25 protein-coding genes and 1 pseudogene are annotated in these 23,851 nt (G+C 42.8%); 5 read left to right on the top strand and 21 right to left on the bottom strand.

The features are described from left to right. Positions 1-43 precede the first annotated feature (43 nt). The 6 genes from FFM84_RS10845 to FFM84_RS10820 form a co-directional block, all read right to left on the bottom strand. Complete coding sequence (locus tag FFM84_RS10845; protein WP_130845271.1) at positions 44-1,621, bottom strand: peptide chain release factor 3; 1,578 nt, start codon at positions 1,619-1,621, stop codon at positions 44-46. 187 nt (positions 1,622-1,808) lie between these two features. After that, entirely contained in the window at positions 1,809-2,585 is a 777-nt protein-coding gene (locus FFM84_RS10840; RefSeq protein WP_130845270.1) for a hypothetical protein, read from the bottom strand. Positions 2,586-3,037: 452 nt separating this feature from the next. Continuing rightward, a complete protein-coding gene (locus tag FFM84_RS10835) occupies positions 3,038-5,062 on the bottom strand; it encodes a CDP-glycerol glycerophosphotransferase family protein (RefSeq protein ID WP_130845269.1) in 2,025 nt (674 codons plus the stop codon). Positions 5,063-5,086: 24 nt separating this feature from the next. Further along, a complete protein-coding gene (locus FFM84_RS10830; protein WP_130845268.1) occupies positions 5,087-5,941 on the bottom strand; it encodes a hypothetical protein in 855 nt (284 codons plus the stop codon). Between the two features lie 135 nt (positions 5,942-6,076). Further along, entirely contained in the window at positions 6,077-6,478 is a 402-nt protein-coding gene (gene tagD, locus FFM84_RS10825) for a glycerol-3-phosphate cytidylyltransferase (RefSeq protein ID WP_130845267.1), read from the bottom strand. 92 nt (positions 6,479-6,570) lie between these two features. Continuing rightward, entirely contained in the window at positions 6,571-7,758 is a 1,188-nt protein-coding gene (locus FFM84_RS10820; RefSeq protein ID WP_130845266.1) for an AI-2E family transporter, read from the bottom strand. Between the two features lie 206 nt (positions 7,759-7,964). On the opposite strand from FFM84_RS10820, the gene FFM84_RS10815 reads away from it, so the two are divergent. After that, positions 7,965-8,891, top strand: a complete 927-nt coding sequence (locus tag FFM84_RS10815) for an L-lactate dehydrogenase (RefSeq protein ID WP_130845265.1) — start codon at positions 7,965-7,967, stop codon at positions 8,889-8,891. 205 nt (positions 8,892-9,096) lie between these two features. On the opposite strand, the gene FFM84_RS10810 is transcribed toward FFM84_RS10815, so the two are convergent. Next, positions 9,097-9,291, bottom strand: coding sequence for a type II toxin-antitoxin system Phd/YefM family antitoxin (locus FFM84_RS10810; RefSeq protein ID WP_130845264.1), 195 nt, complete (start codon positions 9,289-9,291; stop codon positions 9,097-9,099). Positions 9,292-9,471: 180 nt separating this feature from the next. Continuing rightward, positions 9,472-9,834 (bottom strand): helix-turn-helix domain-containing protein, encoded by a 363-nt coding sequence (locus tag FFM84_RS10805; RefSeq protein WP_130845263.1) that lies wholly within the window; start codon positions 9,832-9,834, stop codon positions 9,472-9,474. A 208-nt stretch (positions 9,835-10,042) separates the two neighbouring features. Between FFM84_RS10805 and FFM84_RS10800 the strand changes: the two genes are divergently transcribed. Next, positions 10,043-10,774 (top strand): C40 family peptidase, encoded by a 732-nt coding sequence (locus FFM84_RS10800; protein WP_130845262.1) that lies wholly within the window; start codon positions 10,043-10,045, stop codon positions 10,772-10,774. 540 nt (positions 10,775-11,314) lie between these two features. Here FFM84_RS10800 and FFM84_RS10795 read toward each other — a convergent pair. The 4 genes from FFM84_RS10795 to recX form a co-directional block, all read right to left on the bottom strand. After that, on the bottom strand, positions 11,315-11,821 hold the full coding sequence (locus tag FFM84_RS10795) for a hypothetical protein (RefSeq protein ID WP_130845261.1): 507 nt from the start codon (positions 11,819-11,821) through the stop codon (positions 11,315-11,317). Positions 11,822-11,945: 124 nt separating this feature from the next. Beyond that, complete coding sequence (locus FFM84_RS10790; RefSeq protein ID WP_130845260.1) at positions 11,946-13,472, bottom strand: endonuclease MutS2; 1,527 nt, start codon at positions 13,470-13,472, stop codon at positions 11,946-11,948. 259 nt (positions 13,473-13,731) lie between these two features. After that, positions 13,732-14,280 (bottom strand): nucleoside tri-diphosphate phosphatase, encoded by a 549-nt coding sequence (gene ntdP / locus FFM84_RS10785; protein ID WP_130845259.1) that lies wholly within the window; start codon positions 14,278-14,280, stop codon positions 13,732-13,734. Positions 14,281-14,381: 101 nt separating this feature from the next. Beyond that, positions 14,382-15,167: a recombination regulator RecX gene (recX, locus tag FFM84_RS10780; RefSeq protein ID WP_130845330.1), complete on the bottom strand. Its 786-nt coding sequence runs from the start codon at positions 15,165-15,167 to the stop codon at positions 14,382-14,384. Positions 15,168-15,293: 126 nt separating this feature from the next. Here recX and FFM84_RS10775 point away from each other — a divergent pair, with 126 nt between their 5' ends. Beyond that, entirely contained in the window at positions 15,294-15,494 is a 201-nt protein-coding gene (locus FFM84_RS10775) for a hypothetical protein (RefSeq protein WP_130845258.1), read from the top strand. A 191-nt stretch (positions 15,495-15,685) separates the two neighbouring features. Here FFM84_RS10775 and FFM84_RS10770 read toward each other — a convergent pair whose 3' ends face one another. Together FFM84_RS10770 and tnpA are read right to left on the bottom strand one after the other, a co-directional pair. Continuing rightward, positions 15,686-16,825, bottom strand: a complete 1,140-nt coding sequence (locus FFM84_RS10770) for an RNA-guided endonuclease TnpB family protein (RefSeq protein WP_130845257.1) — start codon at positions 16,823-16,825, stop codon at positions 15,686-15,688. A gap of 39 nt (positions 16,826-16,864) precedes the next feature. Further along, a pseudogene (gene tnpA / locus FFM84_RS16440) lies at positions 16,865-17,167 on the bottom strand (IS200/IS605 family transposase); the annotation flags it as partial. Between the two features lie 113 nt (positions 17,168-17,280). Here tnpA and FFM84_RS10760 point away from each other — a divergent pair. After that, the gene (locus tag FFM84_RS10760) at positions 17,281-17,493 is read left to right on the top strand and encodes a DUF1659 domain-containing protein (RefSeq protein WP_130845256.1); all 213 of its coding nucleotides are present in this window, start codon (positions 17,281-17,283) and stop codon (positions 17,491-17,493) included. A gap of 18 nt (positions 17,494-17,511) precedes the next feature. Then, on the top strand, positions 17,512-17,739 hold the full coding sequence (locus FFM84_RS10755) for a DUF2922 domain-containing protein (protein WP_130845255.1): 228 nt from the start codon (positions 17,512-17,514) through the stop codon (positions 17,737-17,739). 52 nt (positions 17,740-17,791) lie between these two features. Here the strand turns inward: FFM84_RS10755 and FFM84_RS10750 are convergent, their stop codons facing one another. The 7 genes from FFM84_RS10750 to FFM84_RS16330 form a co-directional block, all read right to left on the bottom strand. Further along, a complete protein-coding gene (locus FFM84_RS10750) occupies positions 17,792-18,730 on the bottom strand; it encodes an ADP-ribosylglycohydrolase family protein (protein WP_130845254.1) in 939 nt (312 codons plus the stop codon). 127 nt (positions 18,731-18,857) lie between these two features. Beyond that, positions 18,858-19,292, bottom strand: coding sequence for a zinc ribbon domain-containing protein (locus FFM84_RS10745; RefSeq protein ID WP_130845253.1), 435 nt, complete (start codon positions 19,290-19,292; stop codon positions 18,858-18,860). An 11-nt stretch (positions 19,293-19,303) separates the two neighbouring features. Beyond that, complete coding sequence (locus FFM84_RS10740) at positions 19,304-20,788, bottom strand: zinc ribbon domain-containing protein (RefSeq protein WP_130845252.1); 1,485 nt, start codon at positions 20,786-20,788, stop codon at positions 19,304-19,306. A 13-nt stretch (positions 20,789-20,801) separates the two neighbouring features. Beyond that, positions 20,802-21,434 (bottom strand): zinc-ribbon domain-containing protein, encoded by a 633-nt coding sequence (locus tag FFM84_RS10735; RefSeq protein ID WP_130845251.1) that lies wholly within the window; start codon positions 21,432-21,434, stop codon positions 20,802-20,804. A 21-nt stretch (positions 21,435-21,455) separates the two neighbouring features. Next, on the bottom strand, positions 21,456-22,325 hold the full coding sequence (locus tag FFM84_RS10730) for a zinc ribbon domain-containing protein (RefSeq protein ID WP_130845250.1): 870 nt from the start codon (positions 22,323-22,325) through the stop codon (positions 21,456-21,458). A gap of 29 nt (positions 22,326-22,354) precedes the next feature. Next, complete coding sequence (locus FFM84_RS10725; protein WP_225425298.1) at positions 22,355-23,548, bottom strand: zinc ribbon domain-containing protein; 1,194 nt, start codon at positions 23,546-23,548, stop codon at positions 22,355-22,357. Positions 23,549-23,575: 27 nt separating this feature from the next. Next, complete coding sequence (locus FFM84_RS16330) at positions 23,576-23,794, bottom strand: zinc-ribbon domain-containing protein (RefSeq protein ID WP_225425297.1); 219 nt, start codon at positions 23,792-23,794, stop codon at positions 23,576-23,578. Positions 23,795-23,851: the final 57 nt, after the last annotated feature.

Raw genomic sequence — 23,851 nt, 5'->3', positions numbered from 1 at the left:
ACTAATTGGCAACAATGGAAACGATTACCATCACAACCTATTTTTATAATTTAGATGTTAATTTAACATCAGGATATTTATCTTGGAACCAACGTTCGGCAAACGCATTTTCAAATAAGAATAATGGGTCGCCATTACGATCCTTCACCAACAGGTTCCGTGAACTGGACATCTTTTCGTCAAGTTGTTCAGGATCAATCCAACGAGCCGTCTTGTTCCCCATTGGGTCCATCACAACTTCAGAATTGTATTCGTTTTGCATCCGGAATTTGAAGACTTCAAATTGGAGTTGTCCAACAGCGCCTAAAATGTAATCACCGGTTGTGTAAGACGTGTACAATTGGACGGCCCCTTCTTGAACCAACTGTTCGATCCCTTTATGAAATGACTTTTGTTTCATGACATTCTTAGCCGTTACGCGCATGAAGAGTTCTGGGGTAAACTGTGGTAATTTTTCAAATTGAACGGCATTTTTACCACTATAAATGGTGTCCCCAATTTGGAAGTTACCCGTATCATATAACCCAACAATATCACCAGCCACGGCTGTTTCAACTGTTTCACGCGTATCAGCCATGAATTGAGTTGAATTATTCAACCGCATTTTCTTGCCAGTCCGTTGTAACGTCACATCCATCCCACGGTCAAATTCACCGGAACAAATTCGAACAAAGGCAATTCGATCACGGTGATTAGGATTCATGTTTGCTTGAATCTTGAAGATAAACGCTGAGAATTGATCATCGGTTGGTTCGACCTTCTGATCAGCTTGCGTCTTATGTGCACCAGGCTTAGGTGCATATTTCAAGTAAGTCTTTAAGAAGGTTTCCACCCCAAAGTTCGTTAAGGCTGAACCGAAGAAGACTGGCGTTAAGTCCCCTGACAAAATTTTAGCTTCATCAAAGTCGTTACCAGCTTCTTCAATGAGTTCCATTTCGTCTAAGACATCCCGATAAATACTGTCTTTCGTTAACTCATTGCTAGGGTCCAATTTGCCATCTTCGTCCAATGGTAAGAACGTTTGACCCTTATCTTCGTTATGGTATAGTTCGACCCGGTGGTTATACCGATCATACAAGCCTTTCAGCCCTTTACCCATCCCCATTGGCCAATTCATTGGGTAAGTTTCGATACCTAAGACATCTTCCACTTCACTCAAAAGTTCAAGTGGTTCACGGCCATCTCGGTCTAACTTGTTCATAAAGGTAAAGATCGGAATCCCGCGCATCTTACAAATTTGGAAAAGTTTTTTGGTTTGGGGTTCGATCCCTTTGGCGGAATCAATCACCATGATCGCTGAATCGACGGCCATTAAAGTCCGATACGTATCTTCAGAGAAATCCTCATGTCCAGGGGTATCCAAAATGTTGATCCGTTTGCCATCATAATCGAATTGCATCACGGAACTCGTTACAGAAATCCCACGTTTCTTTTCAATTTCCATCCAGTCAGACTTGGCAAAGTTACCACTCTTCCGAGCCTTAACCGTCCCAGCTTGGCGGACAACGCCCCCAAATAACAACATCTGTTCAGTAATCGTAGTTTTCCCGGCATCCGGGTGAGAGATAATGGCGAAGGTCCGTCGTTCATCGACCGCCGTCGTAAGTTCTGCTTTATTCATTGATAGATCCTTTCATTAACAACTTGATTATTAACGAACGTCGCGCGTTCGTCCCGGAACCCAAGTCCGGTTTCTAAAAAACGTAGCCTTACATATTCTACTGATTTTTACAGTAAAAATCCAGTCTTGTCAGCTGGTAGACCTAAAAAGTCGCCAACAATGACGTTGACGACTTCTGACTTAGCCCTTAATTAGGCATGTTATAGAACGTGTAGTAATTTTTACCACCAATTTTAAAATTGATATAGTTCACTAAACTCGACCCATCACCGTTAGTTGTCATTTCCTTTTTCGTCACAATAGTTAAGCGATATTGCGCTTTACCGGTTTTAGCGACCCGCTTGTCAGGCACCCCTTTAACGTGATGCCGGTAATACAAGGATAAGGTTGACCCACTGCGCTTGGTCTTGGTAACTTTAGCGACACTATCCGGTTTGCGTTGGCTCCGGGTATTAGCCTTTTTCAATGCCGCAAAATGTGCGACATAGCCATCAGTTGTCACCGTCAGCCACGCATCCTTTGACCAATTTTGCGACATCTTCCGTGTGATAACTGCGCCAGTCGTATAACTAGCGGTCAGCTGTTGAATCGGCATATACTTCGGTGCAGCGACCGCCTTCAGAGAAGACTTATTAAAGGCGCTCATATTTGCCACGCCACCCGCATTAGCCCGCGGCCAAGTTTTCCGCAAGCTGTAATTAAGATTTAATAAGTCCATTTCGCCAACTTGATAGTCTTGCCCGACCTTACTTGTTCTCATCCCCGTCCGAGCTTGTACAATCGTGCCCTTGGGAATCGTAATATTTTGAGCTGTTCCGTATAAATGCGTTTTGAATGTTTTCGTGGCTTGATAATAACCACTATCAAATGGATTAGTTGCGGTGGCCGCATTCGCCAGCGTCCCATAAGCGATTAAGCCTAGCCCTAAAGCAACCGTCCCCGTTATCCATTGTTTGACTGTCATATTAAGTCCCCCCTCGTAGACTATTTCATGTTCAGTATAGCACGCGATTTATGCAAAAAAACAAGCAATCAGCCTAACTTGGGTGATTGCTTGTCTCTTGGATGTTTAGTTATTGAAAGTTACTAGAGTACGCGTTTATAGCCGAGAGTGCGGCCAATCCTGGCCCAGCCGTGGGCGTCTCTTAGCGGTTTTCGCTTAGAGACTGGCGCTTTTGAAACGCGGTTTGGGCGGTTCAAAACGACGATTGAGACCGGTCTTTGGCTCGGTCGGTCCACCCACAGCGTTCCGGCCCAGATTGGACGAACGGTAGGCGGCAATCTGCTCCACCTTTTGAAATGTGTTTGCTCGGGCAGTTTCCTCCGCTTAGCTATGCTAGGTGACCATGGTGGAAAACCACCACCATAATCCCCTAGCTAGGCTAATGCTCAGAAACTCCCGTCCTCGCTCACACTCTAGCCATTATTCTCAATCTGATGAACCACATAATTCACAACCTTCAACGACGACAACCCATCGTTAATAGCACAGAAGCGTTCATAGAACTTAGTGAATTTCGGATCATCGCGCATATCTGGCGTTTGTAAGTAATCACCAATATAGGCCAACAAGTCGTCTTCATTTTGCGCAATCTTCCCTGGTAAATCTTGTTCATAATCCAGGTAGAAACCACGGAGTTCATCCTTATATAAATGATAATCATAAGGGTAGAACAAGATTGGCCGTTGTAAGTAGGCATAATCGAAGAACACACTCGAGTAATCGGTAATCAACATGTCTGAAACCAAATATAAATCAGAAATGTTTGGGTAACTTGAGAAATCATAAACAAAATCACTATATTGCGAAATATCTAACGCATTAGAAATCAAGTAATGCATCCGCAAGATTAAGACCGTATCTTTACCATATTTGTCACGGAAATCCGCCAAACTAAATGGCAATTCAAAAGTATACTTCCCTTTTTCGGCAAATTGGTTATCCCGATAAGTTGGCGCATACATCACAACCTTCTTATCCAATGGAATCCCCATCGCTTGCTTCAAAGCCGTAATATCTTCGGGTTTAGAATTAATTAATTCATCATTTCGAGGATAACCGACCTTTAAGATCTGGTTGTTAAACCCAAAGGCTGACCGGAAGATTTGAGTGGAATAATCATTAGGTGACACTAACGCATCCCAACGGTTAGCTTCCTTGACGAAGTTGCGATGATACGCTTGCGTATTGGTCCCCGGCATCGTGACATTTTGAATATCCAAGCCTAATTTCTTCAACGGGGTCCCATGCCACGTTTGGATATAAGTGACATACTTCGGTTTTTTAACCCAAGCTGGGAAACGCGCGTTACTAATCCAATATTGCGATTTCTCTAACACACGAACCCATTTGGCCGTTCGCCGTTTCACATATGGAATATGATGTTCTTTACAGTAAGGAATCGCTTCCTTATCCACTGACCAAATATAGTTAAAGCCAGGGTACAGTTTCGTGAATAAGTCGTAAATCGCTAACGGACTGTCACTGACTTGACGACCACCAAAACTTTCAAAGACAATCGTGGTTTGTTCGTAAGGCCGATGACCGGCTTTGAACAACCGACGCATGTATTGCAAGTTCAGTTTCAAGTTTAATTGGTGTAGTAGCTCGCCTACTCCAGCAGCCTTCGTACCGACAAGTCCGAATTTTTGCCCTAACGTTAAACTTGGGATTTCGGTGATGACGATCCCATTGTTATAAGTCTTGTTGATTTGAACCAAACGTCCGGCTGCGTTGGGTTGTAAGACACTTTGGCCTTCTAAAGACCGCGCTAAAATCACCCGTTGCCGCACTTGTTGATCCGCATACTTATACTGAATAAATAATTCATAATGACCGTCTTGACGAATCTCGTCAATAGGCACTTGTACTTCAAACAAGCCCCGTAACGTGGTTGGCGTAGCGGTATAACTTAATGTGTCGCCAGTATCGCGATCTTCCAAGGTTAATGTTTGATCGGTGACCCGTTGGCCGTTAATCGTTGAATAGCCCGTCACTTCAATGCCAGCATCGGTTAAGTTAATACTATTAATGGCAAATTCATCAGCACCAGCTTGCGCATGAATATTAAACAACGCGCGTTGCTGATCATCAGAATCGAAGACAAAGTAACTGCTCAAACTCAATTGATGCCGGTCAGAAACGTATTCACTTTCAACCTGCAACAAGTAACGATCATTCTCAACATTAAATGAGAAGTAAAGTTGCCAAGCAAATTCAGTCAAGTTCAGCTGATCAAAAATAAAGTCGTTTGGATCAATATCGACCTTGATAATATTGTCATGAACATTGCGATGGATTGGCACATTAATAGATGCTAATGAATTTTGTTCTAAGAAAATAATCGCTAGATTTTCGACCGCAAAGGGTACGTCGATTAATTCTAGTTCAAGAATTTGATGGGACTTCTTTTGATGAATCCCAGATAAAATGGCACGCATAATATAATCTCGGCTCCTTTGGGTTTAGTAGTTAAAAATTAATTGGTTAGGCATCATCGCCGTCATTTCAACATTATGATCAATGTTAATGAACAAGTTAACTGTTTCTAACGCCATTTTTTGTAAGATATGGTAGTAGAATGCATAAATATCTTCATACTTATGGAAATCAACGTAATTCATCACTTGATAATAATCGGCTTGTTCCGTCACGACACTCATTTCATTTTTAGCAGCGGCTTGTTGCCGTTCCGTCGTTGGGGCTTTCGGTTGGGCTTCACGAATATCTGTTAATTGTAAGCTTGAGGCTTGATTTAAGTTATATAACCGCCGGACTGACTTCGTATGGCGGATAAATCGATAAACCAATTGGCCATTCGCATTCAATAACGATGAGGATTGCAAGGCATTCTCACGATAATTTGCAATCACCACTGGCTTAGCTTGTTCGTAATAAATGACTTGTTCCACTTGATCATCATCGTAATACGTGACATCGGTGAGTTGGCCTTGGCTCGTCATCCGAACTTCCTTTAGCAAAGCATCACCCGCTAAGTAACGTGTTAGATGCATGCCAGTTGGTTCGTCGAATTCACGCTTGGTTAAGGTGTCATCGTCCACTTGGCGCATCGCTGTTGGGGCTAGTTCAATCCCATTGTCATCAGCAAAAATTTCCGCTAACGTGGTTACTGAAACTTGTTGATTTTTACCAACCAACTTATTAATCATCCATTTAGCAGTGGCGACTTCCGCGTAATCTAAGTTACCGAGGATCACACCCACGGCAGTCCCTTGCGTTAGCAGTTGTGCTAACTGGGCACCAAAACTTTCTTTTTTAATATCGGATAAGGCCGTGACCAAAAAAACGGCATTCTTCATCTTGTTGCCTCCATCATTTCCATTCAAAATAATCCCATCTCACACAAAAAGCCGGTTCAAAACCTGCGCTTTGAATCCGGCTTTTTACTGATCCACTACAACGAGCCACCGGTCAGCGACTTGATGGGACCCGTTTTAATCAGCTTTCGTTTGCATCCCTAAATCTTGTTTAATCTTCGTGGTTGAGATACCTTCTGTCCGTGGTAAGTAAATGACTTCACAGTAGTCCTTCAAGAAATCAAACTTACCTTTCCAGTCATCACCCATGACAAAGATATCGATGTTATTGTCAACAACATCACTAATTTTTTGATCCCAGTTATTTTCAGGAATCACTTCATCGACATACTTAATCGCTTCAAGAATATATTTACGATCTTCAAAAGACGTGTAAGCTTTCTTGCCTTTTAGCGCATTGAATTCGTCTGAGGATACGCACACTGTTAAATGATCACCCAATGCTTTGGCCCGTTTCAATAAACGAATATGGCCTTTGTGTAGTAAATCAAACGTCCCGTACGTAATTACTTTTTTCAAGATACTAGTCTCCTATTCAAGTAGTTCATAACTCCAATACCGTCAATCTTACCATATAATGAAAGCCCGTCAATGTAAGAAAAACATAAAATTTATTTTTTCGCTGTTTTTTTAGGTTCAGTGGGAGTTGCTTTAGCCGGTTGTGGGTAGTAAACCGTTGTTTGCATCCGTAAATCTTCTTCGTTTCGCAGCTGCACCATACTATATAAGTAAACGACAACGGTTCGAACCACGGCATAAAATGGAATCGCTAAAATCATACCGACAATTCCGGCAATGTTTCCAGCGGCCAATAACAAAATAATAATCGTCAACGGATGAATTTTTAACGTCCGACCAATGATGTTTGGATAAATCAAATTACCATCAACTTGTTGCACGATGATAACGGTGATAACCACCCAAACGACTTGCATTGGTGACTGGGTAAACGCCACAATTAACGACGGCGCAATCCCAATATAAGGGCCAACATAAGGGATAATGTTAGCAATCCCGGCAATCACCCCAAGCAATAACCCATATGGTTGCGAAATAATCACGTAGCCAATGGCCGTAAACGTCCCGACAAACAAACATTCAATCACTTGACCACTAATATAGCTAGAAATCGTGCTATTCATTTGTTCCATCAACCCGATCATTTCAGGTTGCTGTTTCTTCGGTAAGAAGCGACTGATTGCAGGAACAAACTTATCACTGTCTTTTAACATGTAGAATAAGATGACCGGAATCGTAATCGCCATGATCGTGACACTGGTAATGGTCGTGATCACCGAAACTACGCTTGTCGATAACGATGACAAGAAGTTCTGGGCATACTTACTGATCTGTCCATTGAACTGGCTGACATATGAACTCACATCAACTTTTTTCAAAAGACTACTATTATTAATCGTTTTTGTGGCCACTTTTTGAATTTCCGTCGCAAAGTTTGGCAAGTTCGTAATCAATTGTGTGACCTGCGTAATCAACCGCGGAATCAAGGAAACCGCGCCATACGCAATAATAGCCACTAACAATAGGAACACAATCGCGACCGCCCCAGTCCGTGAAATCCGTAACCGTTTATAATGAATCTTCATTAAAAATTTAACTAAGGGATTTAACATATAGAATAAGAAACCCGAAATCACAATCGGCATGAAAACCACACTTAGAAAGGTCCCAATCGGCTGAAACAAAAAGCCTAATTTGGTACATACAAAAATCAAGGTGGCCACGATTAAGATTTCAAGTGACCAGAATAATAGCGGTGACTCTCTTAAACGTTTGAGCACAAAACGCTCCTCCTTTTTATGACACAATACTGATAGGGACATTATAACCTATTTAGCCCCTAATCGGAACGGTTTACACAGGTACCCATCGAACCGCTAATAATTAACTGGTTAAAATTCAGTCTAAAAAGAAGATTACTATTTAAAAGCGATGAGAATAATGGTAATTTAGTTAGGAAGACAAATTTTAAGGGAGTGTTTTACGTATGTCACGAAAAATTGCAGTTATCGGGATGGGCCACGTGGGATCCACTGCCGCTCATTATATCGTCGCCAACGGCTTCGCTGACGACTTAGTGTTAATCGATCCAAACGAAGGCAAAGTTAACGCCGATGCATTAGATTTTAAAGACGCGATGCCTAACTTACCTTTCCACACCAACATTACGGTTAACGACTACGCCGCGTTGAAAGACGCCGATGTGATTATCTCTGCTTTAGGCAATATCAAACTTCAAGATAATCCTAACGACGATCGGTTTGCAGAACTACCCTTCACCAGCAAACAAGTTAAAGACGTCGCTACTAAGATTAAAGCTAGCGGTTTTGACGGCATTATCGTGGCCATCACGAACCCCGTTGACGTGATCACGTCAATCTATCAAGCCGTGACTGGGTTACCTAAGAACCATGTCATTGGGACTGGGACGTTACTCGATTCAGCCCGGATGAAACGTGCTGTCGCTGATCGATTACACATCGACTCACGTTCCGTTGCCGGTTACAACTTAGGTGAACACGGTAATTCTCAATTCACCGCTTGGTCAACGGTTCGCGTTTTAGGTCATCCGATCAGTGAAGTCGCTGAAAAACGTGGTTTAGACTTAGATCAACTCGATCAAGAAGCTAAACGTGGTGGTTTTACCGTCTTCCATGGTAAGAAATACACCAGCTATGGCGTGGCTACCGCTGCGGTTCGGCTAGCCAACACCGTGTTAAACGATGCATTAACCGAACTCCCCGTTTCCAACTACCGTGAAGAATACGGCGTTTACCTTTCTTATCCCGCCATTGTTGGTCGTGATGGGATTGTGGAACAAGTTCAATTAGATTTAACTGAAGATGAATTAAAGAAGCTTCAAATTTCTGCGGATTATATCAAGACAAAGTTCGCTGAAAGCCAAGCAGATTAGGCGTTTTGACATGAAAAAATCAGGCATCCAAAAATTTTGGATGCCTGATTTTTTTAGTTTGGTTTTTTCTATTTTAATAGCTGAAACGTGCGCTCAAAGCCCGCGCCCTCCGCTTAGCTACGGCCAACGACTGATTGAACCCCCCAATCAATCGTTGGCCTAGGCTATGCTCAGTCACAACCCGGCTTTGATCACACTCTTTCATTTAGCTAAATTCCATATCATGTTGATTTTGTTTCCCCAAGGTCGCCACAATTTGCAGCCAATCTTTCATGCTGACCATAACAGCGGAATCTTGCGTATTTGGATTTTCCACCTCAATCGTGTCATGACTCTGATTAACGATGGTTAATAGCTGGTTAATATTCTTTTTTGCGATAGCACTGGTTACTTTTTTCATTCTCGCATCTCCCAACTTGTTGAATGATTGAAGATATTGTGCCCCTTTATTATGGGCACGTCAAGCATTTTCGCAAGTTTACCCTGCTCCTGCAAATCACTTGAACTACATGGGCATTATTCTACACTAATGGCTAACTAAACGCACTGAATTCGCCCGTCATTAAACAAAAAATTAAGGTTACGGCTTTTTAAACATTGTCTTCAACACATTACGAATGATTTTTAGTTGTGCTGGTGAAACTGGTTGGCCGTCATATTCAAATTGATGCCGCCGATTCTCAACCACCGTTTTCAAATCAACCGCCGGCCTTTCCGTAGCTTGATGTTCAGTCTTGCCAACTAGTTTTTGATAGTTCGTTCCCAAAACTTTGGCAACTTCTTTTAAAGTTCCTTTTGATGGCGTGTGTTTTTTCCAACTATAAATGGCGCTGGCACTTAAACCAGCCAACGTTGCGACTTCCGCCAAAGTTAAGCCATTTTTCTTAGCGAAAGTGCGAATATTCTTTAATAGTTCCCCATTATCCAGTTTCATAAAAGCCATAATTAATCCTCCGTTTCGGGATTGTTTTTTCTAAAATATACAAATAATCGACTAAAATTACAAGTCTAATTTGTTGACAGATGTCATTTTTGCGACGAATGCTTAACGCAATAGCAAAACGACTGCAATCAAGTTGTAATATTACTCAATTACAATGAATAGCATTGAATCACATAACCAAAGACATCGAGAGAGGAACCTTACATATATGAAACGCTTGTTTGCAATTATGATCACTTTGGCTGTCTGCCTTGTAGCCGGCTTAACCACTACCAAGACCGCTCAAGCCAGTGGGACAAACCGTATTATCAGCACTAGCACCATTAGTAAAACAGCATATACACGTAAAAGTTCCGCCGGTGCGCTATATAACATGACGGGCAGTAGCACAAACTTTACATTCACCAAGACACATTCGTTGAAAAGTTACCCATCCACCACTTGGATGGCTACGAAAAAACGGTATATTTATAAAACTAACGGTAAAAAATATTTATACTACTATGTGACTAACGCTAACAAGACTGCTTCTGGTTGGGTCTGGCACAGTTACTTAAAGAAAAAATCAAATTCTTTCACGAACATGTATAAAGTTGCAAAGTCAAAATTAGGTGCGCGTTACTCTTACGGTGCTAACGGCCCTTACACCTTTGACTGCTCTGGTTATACCAAATACGTTTTCAAACAAGCTACTAGCAAGACCTTACCACGGACGGCGCAAAGCCAATATTATAGTTCAACCAAAGTTTCACGAGCTAACGCTAAAAAAGGTGACCTCGTCTTCTTCGGTTCAAGTACAGGCTCAATTACCCACGTTGGGATTTATGTCGGTAATGGTAAAATGATCGATGCACAAGATAATGGCGTTACCCAAGAAAAAATTTACGTTTCTTGGTGGAACGCGGTCGGTTACTCACGACCAGTTAACTTTGGGGCTTAATTAATTGCCAAGCAACTAATGGGCTACCGATTATCCTGAACCTCAACGCATCGGTAAACACATTAATTAACTTGGCTTAAGCTACGCAACTGATTTTTATAATCGGTTGCGTTTTTTATATGATTAAAAGTTACATTTGAAATAGTCACCTCCGTCAGCTAGTGATTCTGCCGGCTGTGGGGACCGGTTTCAGCCAAAGTTCGGACTTCCACCTCGCTTTTAAGCCTAGCTCAAACCGCTAGTCTCAAAAGTCGTCCACATCGTAAGACCGGAAAAATCACCCGGACTAACGATGGTTTTACAGCTGGCGCCATCACTAGCCGACTCCGGTATATCGTTTGTCGATTTGTTACTTAGAGACTAGCGTTTTTGTAGATTCCAACAACAGACTAGAGCTTTTTTGGCTAGGCTGATCCTTTCATAGCCTTTTGAACGACTATTAGACAGCAAATGTTGCTATTTTTGACCGTTGAACATTTGTCACATCAACCATAATTATAAAAAAGATGCGGTACACCATCAAACGGCATATCGCATCTTTTATTCAGCGGTTTGTTCCGCTAACATCATCGACACACAATCACGAACCAACTGCGATTGTAAGTGTTGCGCAGCAGCAAAATGATGCAGCGCTAGCCAATTTAAGGCTTGTTCAATCACTGCCAATAACGAAATGACAATGCCTAAACCCAAAGCCAGTTGCAGTCCTAGACTCGCCGTGAGCGTCCCAATCCATTGCAACCATCCCGTAATCAATAACAAACCAATTAAGATATTTTGAACCGGACTTGGAATATGCAAAAACCGCCGACTCTTTTCAGCCGTGAATGCCGCAAACCACGCCAAGTCTAAATGACGCATTAGTTTGATGCGCATCCGTTTATCATCAAAACGGTAATAGCCCATAAAAGTACTGAGTCGATCTAAAAAATCGGCATGATTGGCAATGCCCGAATAACGAACAGAAACCTTGGCAATAATTAAAATCACACCCAGTAAAACTAACAGTGCCGTATTAAAAATCAAGACACCCCATGCAATTGCCATGCCCTTTCCTCCTCGTGAAATGAATTAATAGGTTAATTATAACAAACTTTAGCCGTACTCAATTCCCAATTTTTTGCAGTCACCAAAAACGACGTGTCAGTTTCGACACATCGTCCTCATTATTTTAATGATCAGCTAGCAACCGTTGCCGGGCTGCTTGTAAAATATCCGGTCGTAATCCCAATCGTTCAGCCAACCATATTGCTTCACTGGCCCCAACCTGATTTAACACAAGTTGATATGTTGGCCGCAATGTTTGCGGATTAAACGCCATCGTAGCCGTCGTCAACGTTGGGCACGTCACCGCATATTGCTTGATAGCACTAAAATGTGTCGTGGCAATAATTGTGGCTTGCTGTTGCCGTAAATATTCGATAATGGCAATACTTAATGCTGAGCCCTCTTCTGGATCAGTCCCACTACCTATTTCATCAAGTAAGACTAACGCATTGGGTCGAATATTAGCCGTCATCTCAACCAACGTGGTCATTTCCGCCGCGAACGTACTGAGTTGTGCAGCGAGGCTTTGATTGTCGCCCATGTCCAACCAGACTTGATCGAACACTGGCAAACTAGTCCCAGCTTCAGCGGGAACTTCCAGGCCAACTTGAATCATTAACACAAATAACGCGATGGTTTTTAAGACAACCGTTTTACCACCGGAATTAGCCCCTGTGATCATGAGTCCTTGCTGAGAGTCAAGTTCCACCGTTAACGGTACAGCTTTCGTTTTGAGCAATGGATGGCGGCCTGCGACAATCTTCACGTGTTGATCTTGATTAAGGACCGGTACGTGAGCATCAATGGCTAGCCCATATTCACCACGCGCCATAATTTGATCCAAGCGACTGACCAATTGTTGCTGCTGCAAGAGTTGGTTCCAGTGCGTTTGAATATCACCCGTCAGCGTCGCTAATAATTGATAGACTTCGGCATCAGCTGCCGCTTGCAAATTGGCCAATTCAGCGCCACGTTGCACCGCAACTTTTGGTTCAAAGAAAACCGTTGAGCCACTACCGGATTGATCGATCAATTGTCCAGCAAATTTCTGGCGATAGCTAGCTTTCAACTGAACGCAAACATGATCGTTTCGTGTAATCAATCGACGACTTTGAACGGCTTGCGGATGCTTTTGAATAAAGGTCGTCAACGCGGCTTTAACTTGTTGCCGTTGTTGTTTAAGTTGTTGCCGTAGCCGGCGTAACTCGGGCGTCGCGTCATCTGCGACTTGCCCATGTTGAATCACTCGGGTTAATTCCCGTTGTAAGCCACGTAATCCAGTCACTGGGGCAATCAGACTATTTAGCTTCGGTGCCAGCGACTGATATTGACCTAACGTCATTGCTAAGCGTTGACTGCTAGTCAAAAAGTCACCCAATAGCCCTAATTGGCTGGCATTGAGTAACAATCCTTGATCAAGTTTGGCCTTAATCACAGTAAGTTGATCCAAGTCAAAAAACGTTAACAACACCGAATTTGCTAGCAGCTGGTGAGCCTCATACGTTAACGCCAATTCAGCTTTAACCGTTTGAAAGTCATGACTTCCAAGCGTTGTTATTAACTCATCAGCCGCCACTTGACTGTGGGTATAACTGGCAACTTGGGTTAACACCTGATCGAGTTGGATTAATTGTTTAATTTTAGGTTTCAAAAAATTCTCCTTGCGCGCACCACAAGCGAGAATCGCAATTGCGTTTGAATTGTCGGTCCTTTGTGGTGCTAAAACTTCGTAACGGACAGCGCTCGACAATTAAGCACACTCATTAACTTCACTCCTTTGATTCATTGCTGTTAACTGTAACATAGTGCTATTTCCCCCGCAACTGACCAGTTTCTAGCCGAAAAAAAGACACCCCGCGGGGTGTCTTTTTTCTTAACTAAATTACGCTACTGGCTGTCCGCCAGCAGAACTATTGCCGACGTGATAATTCTTGATAACGACTATACCAGATGTCGATGTATTCTTGTGAGAACGGCCCTTTCCGTTGCTTAATCCAATCAACTAACACTTTAACGTTAGCCTTTAAGATTTGATCAGTTGCGGCCGGGTACTGCCATTTGGCACCGTGCTCCTCGTATTCATCCACGTCCAATAAGCGACGTTCACCATCGGGGAAGACTTTGACGTCCAAGTCATAGTCGATGTACTTCAAAGCCTCTTTATCTAACACGTATGGTGATGCTAAGTTGCAATAATACGAAACGCCGTTATCGCGAATCATCGCCACGATATTAAACCAATAATGCTTATGAAAATAAACGATTGCCGGTTCGCGGGTCACCCACCGGCGGCCATCATCTTCGGTGACCAGGGTGTGATCGTTGCAACCAATTAAGACATTTTCGCTTGTTTTGAGTACCATTGTATCGCGCCAAGTTCGATGTAAACTTCCGTCGTGCTTATAGCTTTTGATCGTAATGAAGTCGCCTTCCTTAGGACCTTTAGCTTCACGCGTCATGTTATAGCCCAACTTTCTAAAACATCAGGTAAAAATTTCATCGAATTTCATTAAACATTATAACAGATTTTACCCTTGCGCGCGTACCAAATTCCGGCTTTTCAGTCGTCAGCCAGCTGTTCATCAATAAATTTATTAATATCATCCATTAAAAAGCCCTTTTGATACAAGCTTCGCTTCGTGCGCATCCGACGTTCACTGAACGCATATTTGCGATTGCGCCGCCATAATTTATCCCCTTGTTGGACCAAGGCTTCCCACTGCTCATCAACGTCCGGCTCTAAATCTAATGTCTCTAAAGCGGCCGTAATCGTCTCGCTATCAAAGCCTTTAGTCATTAAGCCTTGTCGCACCTTTTGTAACATGGTTTTAAAAGCCTGCCGCTGATAGCGCTTGGCCAACTTTTGGGCCATTGCAGCCGCATTTTCTAGTTGGTCATCGCCTTGAAAATTTTCTGCCAAAGCATCGTCAATGAGTTGTTCGCCAACGCCTTTTTGACGTAAGTTTTGACGAATCACTCGCGGCCCTTTAGTTGAGGTATTTTTTGCCGTTCGCACATAAGCGGCCGCATACTGCGCATCATCTAGTAAATGCATTTCCCGCAATTTTTTCATGGTTTCATCGATGATTGTGGCTTCGATGTCTTCCGTGACTAACTTGTCATGGACTTCTTTTTCTGTCCGTAATTGATGGGACAAATAATCGAGTGCCCGCGTGTAAGCTCGCGAAATATCATCGGCGGTCATCATTTGCAATTGCAACTCAGGGGTAATTTCCATACCTTTAAAGACACGGAACTTAATCATAACCGATTCACTAATCGGAAAGGCATACTTTCCATCTAAATATAAATTATACCGACCTGACCGTTTCTGGGCCTGAATCATTGTTACTTTCGCTACTTCATCTGCCAATTAGGACACTCCCTTAACTTGAAATTTTTAACGTTTAAATTGCACTTTAATTGTCACCAAATCGTTAGTCAGTTAACCCCAAAGAAAGGAGGTTATGACATGTTACCTACTTGGCAACCTAGTCGACTCACGATTTTTAGTCTGACCGACGACCCGCAAGCCGAAAAACAAGTTTTTTCTGGTTTGACCGCTCAACCAATACCCCAGCAGTTAGCCCAATTGACCGCTATCTTTAACCGCTTAATCGATGCACCATTTGAAGCAGCTGTGCTTCAAACGACCACCCAGTACCACTACTAAACCGGCATCATGCCAACTATCAGATCGTCAGCTAAACCAAGCTGGCGATTTTATTTTACCTTTTTTCGTGAACTACTCGGCCATAAATGACCGAGCTTCTGGGAACACTGCTGACTTACAATATAGTGTCTAGCACTACATGCAGAGGTTACAGCTATTTACCACGGTTCGCTCCGAACCTAGATAGTCAGTTAAGCACTCAATATATTTTTAGCAGCGTTAATATCACGATCATGGCTTACACCGCATTTAGGGCATGTCCATTGGCGAATTAACAGCCCATGATAACCATCATCGTAACCACAACTAGAACATATCTGGCTAGTTTTTCTAGGATTCACAGTGACTAACTGTTTACCGTACCAGTCACATTTGTACTCTAATTGAGAACGTAATTCTCGCCATGATTGATTAATAATTGCACGAGCTAACTTATGATTTCTAAGAAGATTCTTGGTTTTCAAATCTTCAATTTTAATCACATCGTATTGCGCTACTAACTGCTTAGTAAGATTATGCAAATAGTTACGACGCTGATTAGTTATTTTTTCGTTATACTTGGCAACCATTGTCCGAGCTTTGCGATAATTGCTAAAATCGTTTAATTCACGAGGTGCCAATACCTTGTTGTGATGATTCCAAGCGATTTCTTTCATAGCTTGTAATCTTCTGCGAGCTAAACGTTTTTCCCAATAGTGCTTCTTTCTAGATAGGGCTTTATCAAACCGAATAGTAGCGTATTTTACCTGATCACTAGTAATCATTAAATCAGAAACCCCCATATCAATCCCTACAGATTGCTTAGTTTTGGGAAGTTTTCGTACATCATTATCTACTAAAACAATTGCATAGTATTTACCTGTAGCCGATAGACGGATTGTCACATTCTTAATCTTACCAGTAATTTGACGTCCCGATTTAAAAGCAATATTCCCTAATTTAGGCAATCTAATATGACACTGATTGGTTTGCGTAACATTGTGATTTACGGCATTAGATTGATAACTCTGCTTAGGAAACTTGCGTGATTTAAACTTTGGATAACCAGCATGTTCTTTGAATAGCTTCTGAAAAGCTTGATTAAGATCACGACTAACATGCAAGAGACTGGTTGATTCAGCTTGCTTGAGAAATGAATACTCCTGCTTTAGGCATTTAATCAGATAATTCATACCGAATTCATTAACGTAGGACCCACCGTTGTTGTGACGTTTAATCTGCATGTTTAACAACTGATTCCAGACAAATCGGCAACAACCAAAGTTTGAAATAATCTTGTCTTGTTGTGTTATGTTGGGGTAGATTCGCGTTTTAATTGCCCGTAAGGTCATCTAAATTCACCTCTTTTATCCGTTGGTCATCAATATATTTTGCAGTTCTGGACATTCGCGAAATAGTCGCCACACACTAATACCTTTTAACCAGCGTACTATATTAGTAACAGATAACTTTGGTGACGCGCTAACTAATAAGTGGATATGATCGTCTTTACCAATTTCCATATATTCGATACTAAATCCATATTTTGAAGCTATTTCTAACAATGTTTTCTTCAAAACAAGCTCAACGTTTCCTCTTAGAACGTGATTGCGGCATTTAGTAACCTAAATAATATGATGATTAAGATTATAGACGGAGGTTCTACCATACGTAAGCCTTTTAGTATCTTTCATAGTAATGACTATAGCACAATTTTCATCTAATCATCTGCACTATTTGGCACCCTACCCCGTTGTTATCTATGTAAGCTGGCCAGCCTACCAAAAACTTCTCAGGAGGCACCATCATGAATAAAACTTGGATGAAATCAACGTTAGTTATGGAACTGTTAAGCGAGGACGGCGAAAAGCATAAGCAAGCCTTCAACGCCTTAACCCAAGATCCAACTGACGCCCAACTCGCCACGTTTAACACTGCATTAGAAACCTTAACCGGTGATCAAGTTAAAACCGCCAACGTCGTCAGTTACCACCAATACCACGCTACCCCAGCCGTTTAATCAAGGAGGATATAATTGATGAAAACTTTAGACATGAGCTTTAAAACGAGTACCAACAAGATCCATCATATGAAGTTACGCTATGCGAGTGACGGACTCACGAAAGAAGTTGTCGCTAAGGCCATGGCTGACCTTGCCGCCAGCAACCTTTTCGTTAAAGACGGTGCCAATTTGTTAGCCGCCCCAGTCGCCGCGAAGTACGTGGAAACTGTGGAAACACCCATTATTGAAGTACCTAAAAATTAATTAAATCTGCCTAGCCCTCGTTAAGATCATATTGATCTTAGCGGGGGCTTTTTTAGTCATTAAATTTTAAAATAAAAGGATCAATATAATCAGCCAGTCGCGTTTGATTTAATAAAGCTGCTTGCCACTCTTTAGGTATCGACTGGGCTGGGTAACGTGCTGCCGCCCATGTACCCGCAATCGTCGCTACCGTGTCTGCATCTCCGCCTAAGTTGACCGCTAATAAAATAGCTTCTGCAACAGATTGGGCCTTCGCACAACACCATAAAGCTGCCCCAAAAGTGTCAACAACATAGCCAGTCGACCGAATCTGTGACCGCGATAATTCAGTAATAGCTGGCGTTAAGTACAACTCATAATGAGACCATTCTGCCAATACTGCTGGTTCGTTTTTCAAAGCTGATTTGACTAAGGTAGGCACCTTCACTAATGCCGTCCGCAATGGCTGTCCGTTTAACATCGCATGTAAGAATTCCAAATAAAGATAGCTCCCAAGAATTGTACGGGGGTGCCGATGGGTCATCGCCGTGTAATCTCGCGTTACTTGTAAGCGAGTCTTTAAGTCTGATTCATCAACCAAGACTAGTGCTAACGGTGCCAGTCGCATTAAGGCACCATTACCATTGGCAAATTCTGATGGATCACCACATTCAGTTGGTGCTAATTGATTGATGAAGCGATTACGAATCGCATGTGCACAAGTTTTACCAATATCAAAAGTTTCATCTCGTGGCGTATAAGCCCCCCACATTACATAAGCTTGAAACTTTTCGAATAAATCTGCATAGGTGCCGTCATGAGTCAGATTATCCATCAAAGCCAATGTCATCGACGTATCATCTGACCAACTTCCACGTGGTTGGTCCCAAGTCCCATGCCCTGTCATTGTCGTAATCCGATAAGTATCACGTTCATTGAATTCAACTGGAACCCCCATCGCATCGCCAACAATCCCCGCATAGATAAACTGGCGCATTTGATCAGCTTGCATGTTAACTCCTCCAGTTATTAAAGTAGTGTTAGTTTAACATAATCTCACCAAAATGAACATATGTTCGTCAAAAAATCGAAGCTAACTAAAAAAACACGATCACTTTTCAGCAATCGTGCTTCCGCATTTAAACCGTCTTAACTAGCGCATCGCCCGTTGCAAATAATTGAACGTATTCACCACGAACTGTGGGCACAATAGTCAAATTAGCCACACCGGCATAGTCCTTACCTGTACATAGCCGCCATAAATTCAGCATTAAATCTTCCCAAGCGCCTTTATAGCCACCTTCACCATGATTATCTCCATCAGCGAACACCAATCCACCACGAGTGTAACCATTTGGAATCGTGCCATTCGTGATCATTAACTGATCAATCGCCGCTTGTTCCTCAGGTGTTATAGACACCGTTGGATGTGCAAATTTCTGATCGCCAGCATGCGGTAATTTAACCATTGTCGCTGCCGCATCCAGTTTGGTGCCACAACTCAAGCAAAAGTTGGCGTCATTGCCATTTTCATGTTGGCAATTCGGGCAAACCCGATACCGTTCATTTAACATCTATAAGTCTCCTAATCGTCTTCGTGTGTATCACGAATCTTTTGCCCACCAGTCACTTTGATAATCCGGTAAGTATCATCTTGTTTTTCCGTTTCGGCGTCATAACTAAACTCTTGTAAATGAGTGCCGCTATCAGTCGCAAAGCGATATGTTAAGTAATACGTGATGATTGATTTGTTTTTGCTAATTGGGGCCACTGCACGGACTTCGGCATCATATTCAATCCCCGTCAAATCGTCATCGTTATAATACCCTTTAGCCATCCGCACCATTTCTTTGTATTGCGGATTATCAGTACCATCGGTGTAATAGTCGTCCAAGCTTCGACCATCGGGATCAGTCGCATCGCTTTCTTCACCACTATTCGACATATCTTGGATCGCTGAGAATAAGTTATCCATGTACGTGTCAGCATCGTCTAAACTCATCACCCCAGCGAATTTCAAGGCAACTTCTTCACCATCACTCGTCACTTTGTAGGCTTCTGAGGTGACCGTTGAAGACCCGTGCTTATAAATCCCCGTTACTTCCAAGTTACCTGACCAAGGTAATTCACTCACAGTGAGTTCACCAGTTGAATCAGCCGTTCCTTGTTTCTTACCATTAATATAAATAACCGTCTTCGGCGCCGTTTCAACGGTAAATGAAATCGTCCGTAAAGCTAAGTCAATCGATTGATTGTCATCTTTAATCGTGTAATCACCACTGTTAGTCATCTTTTTACCGCTAACAGTCCCGGATGACGCAATCGTGTAAAGCCCTGGCACCAATGGCCCTAATTGCTTGCTGTAACTGGTGCTCTTTGATGTCGCTACCGTGGTGCCATCGACGGTAATCTTGGCACCAACCCGGTTGGTTTTCGCCGTTGCGTACACTGGCCTGATGCTAATCTGATATTTATCAAAAAATAGCCAAGCTTTACCATTTAATTGATACGTAAACCGTTGATCAGACGTTTGACCCGTGTTCAATTGACGTTTAAACGTCGCTAATGCTTGCGGATTTTTCTTGAAATATTTAACGAGCGGCTTCATTTTCTTATCGCTGAGTTTTAGACTCGGATCAGAACTTGTAAAGTATTTGGCAACGCCACTTTGATCCGTCTTCAATGCCGTCACGGCCCGATCAAGTTGCGCTGAACGACTGTAATAGTTGCGACCAAACAGAATACCACCAATCAGTAGAACTGCAATGAACCCAATCAGCCACCAAGCCCACTTAGGCAACTTTTTACCTGTTCGTGGTGCCGTAGTCTTAGCTTTAGTCGATCCTTGATGTGCGGCCTGACGCGTCGTAGTTGTCCCTTCATCAGCAGTCGCCGTATTGGTCGTAGTGGCATGTTCTGGATCAGCATTGTATTGGGCTAAGTTAAAGCCACAACTGCCACAGAACTCATCGCTGGCCGTGACTTTAGCGCCACAATTTGGACAAAAGGTCGCCGCCCCACTGGCCTGATCATCGGCGGCCCGATAAAAACGTTGTTGTGTGTGTGTCATGTTTACGCCTCCATTAGTTGTGAATCAGATATAAGTTTTCGCTTTCATGATCGCCGGACTCAGACATGTCCATGCGTACCTGATAACCGTTAAACTTAATCCCGTTAAAAGTAGTGCTGAACTTGCTTAGTCGTGTAAAGACTAATTTGGTTGGGGTACTGGAATCGGTTGACTGTAGATTAGCGGTCACTGTTTTATGATCACCGTGCCAAGTCCCAGAATCTTCAACTTTAGCCGCTAACGCATCCGTTAATTTATCGCCATCACTATCTTGATTCGCATAGAGACGACCATTGGCACGGAAACTTAACTTAGCAGCTGTGCCACTACTGTTATTGGTTAACTCATCTTTCGTCGCTAACACCCAACTTGGATAACGTTCCACCGTCGCCCGAAAACTATGATGCCGATAAACGACACCACTAATCACTAGCACAACTAACAACACACCAATCCCTGCAACCCAAGGATGACGTAACTTTAACACCCAAGCCTTTAGCCGTTGCCACCACGATTGACCAGTCACGGTCTGCGTGGGACGTGTTGCCGTCGCAGTTATCGCAGCTTTATCACGCAAGTCAGCGCCACAATGAGGGCAAAACTTCGTCTCAGTGGGCACCTTTTTACCACAATTTGAACAGAACATGCTTACTCCTCCAAAACTAACCTAAAATAAATTGAATAAACTACCAGCACTCGTGCCTTGTGAAAATTCTTGGGCGAAATCTAACGCCAAGTTTTCCCATTCGATCCGGGCAAAAATATAAAGTGCAATAGCCATCACGATTAAAGCCAGTAACACCATGAAGAATTTGTCGATTCTTGGCGTTTTGATCGACTTATGAATCGCAATAATGTAACCAGCTTGCCAGACCACGCTGATTAACGCTAAGACAACAATCGCAAAGCCAAGTTGCTTGAAGAACGTTAATGGACTGTTGACGTTGAAGGTAATCGTGTACACTGAGATAATCAGAATGAGGTTTAAAATCAAGCCGATATTGGTTAGATGGGCAAATCGATTTAAATAGTCAAAGAAATTCAAGCGTGTCTCTTGATTGTTTCCTAACGCACTAGCGCCATAGCCGATCACCACGTAAAACAGAATGACGATTAGCACTAACATGAAGAACTTGAAGTCCATGCCAAATGACAAGTTTTTCAACACAACTACTGAACTCGCAGCGGAAGCATTAATTTGTTTGATGCAACGGTTAAATGCCGCCACAATTGCAAACGTTAATAGCAACGCACTCAAAACCATTGAGATAATCCCAAAATATCGTTCACCGGGTTCTTCTAAGTCTGGTTTTTTGAATGAATCCACTAACCATTTGAAATAATTCTTTGAATAAGCTTGAACTTGGGCCACTCGGTCATTAGTTGGTGTAGCCGTTGGTTGGTCATCAGTGGTCGTTTGATTGGGTGCTTCAGTGGTTTCTGTCGCTTGATCAGCTTGTAAGTCATAGCCACAATGGGTACAAAAACGTGTATTCCCGTCAGTTTCTTCCCCGCAGTTTGGACAAAATTTTTGCATATTAAATCGACTCCCTTTTTTTGGTTGTGTTAATCATCGTCATCAGTTGAGGTATACGACCGAATCTTTTGTGCCGGTGTAATCTTGATGATCTTGGTGTCACTGCCATCTTTTTCAACCGTGGCTGTATAACGGAAAACTTGAATCCGACTATCTTTAGAATTCTCAAATTCGTATTTCACATCATAAGTAATCTGGCTTTGAGACTTAGTTGACGGTGTGACCGCTAATACAGTTGGTGTATACGTCACACTGAGGACATCATCATCGTCGTAGTAGCCTTTCGCCATCTTGGCAAAGCCTTGATAGTCGGCATTGCTCGTGCCATCGGCAAAGTAACTGTCGAGACCTTTGTCATCGGCATCGGTTGCATCAGCTAAATCACCATCATTGGTGTAGCCGCTAATCGCCGTGAATAAACCGTTCAAATAATCTCCCGCATCCGATTTACTCATCGTCCCCGGAAAATCAACACTCACCGTTTCGTCAGCGTCGTCACTCGTAATCTTGGTTGATTTGGACGTGATCGTCTGCTTGCCAACCGTATATTTACCCGTTAATTCCAGGTTGCTCGACCAGGCCGCATCCTTAATCGCTAACGTCCCGTTGCTCCCAAGCGTGCCTTGATAATGCTGATTCAAGTAAATCTTGGTTTGCGGCGTGCCACTAACGGTAAATGAGATGGTCCGTAAATCTAAGTTGTAGTTGGCGTTGTTTTCATGTAAATAAACCGTGCCCGTGTTCTTCAATAGCTGACTGTTGACCGTGCCAACTGCCATAAGTTTGTAATTGCCGGGCACATATGGCCCAAACTTATGGGCGTATGATGTCGATTGACTCGTTGCGACACGTTTACCATTCACACTAAGTTGCGCACCCACGCGATTGGTGGTCAATGTGGCATAGAGCGGCTTAACCTTGATCTGATAGCGATCAAAGAAGAGCCACTTTTTGCCGGTCACGTTATATTGGAACAACCCATCCGTGGTCATCGATCCCGTTTGGAGTTGTCGTTGAAAAGTCGCTAACGCTTGCGGATTTGATTTGAACCGATCGACGAGTGGACTTAACGTTTTATCCGATAATTTTAGTGACGGATCGGTGGTCGTAAATTGTTGATACAGACCTTTCTTACCACTCTTCAACGCGGCCACATCCCGTGCTAATTGATTAGTGCGCGAATAATAATTGCGGCCAAATAAATAACTCCCCACTAAAATCACGACAACGACCCCGATCGTAATCCACGCTCAGCGCGGTAACTGCCGATGTGATCGGCTGGTGCTGCGCGTCGCAGTTGATGATGCTGTTTCAGGCGCTGATTCAGTTGGCGTTGTGGTCGTGTCGGCCTTTAAGTTAAACCCACAACTACCACAAAAGTCATCGCCCACCGCGACCGGCTGCCCACAATTGGGACAAAAACTGCCACCCTGACGATCATCGGCGGCTTGATATAATTGCTGTTGCATAACCCTTTATCTCCCTTTTTAGACTTAAAATACCCATTTAATACTTTACCATAACTT

It is taken from the genome of Lactiplantibacillus mudanjiangensis (genome assembly GCF_005405385.1).
Lineage (GTDB): Bacteria > Bacillota > Bacilli > Lactobacillales > Lactobacillaceae > Lactiplantibacillus > Lactiplantibacillus mudanjiangensis.
This window is presented reverse-complemented; position numbering and strand designations above follow the sequence as displayed.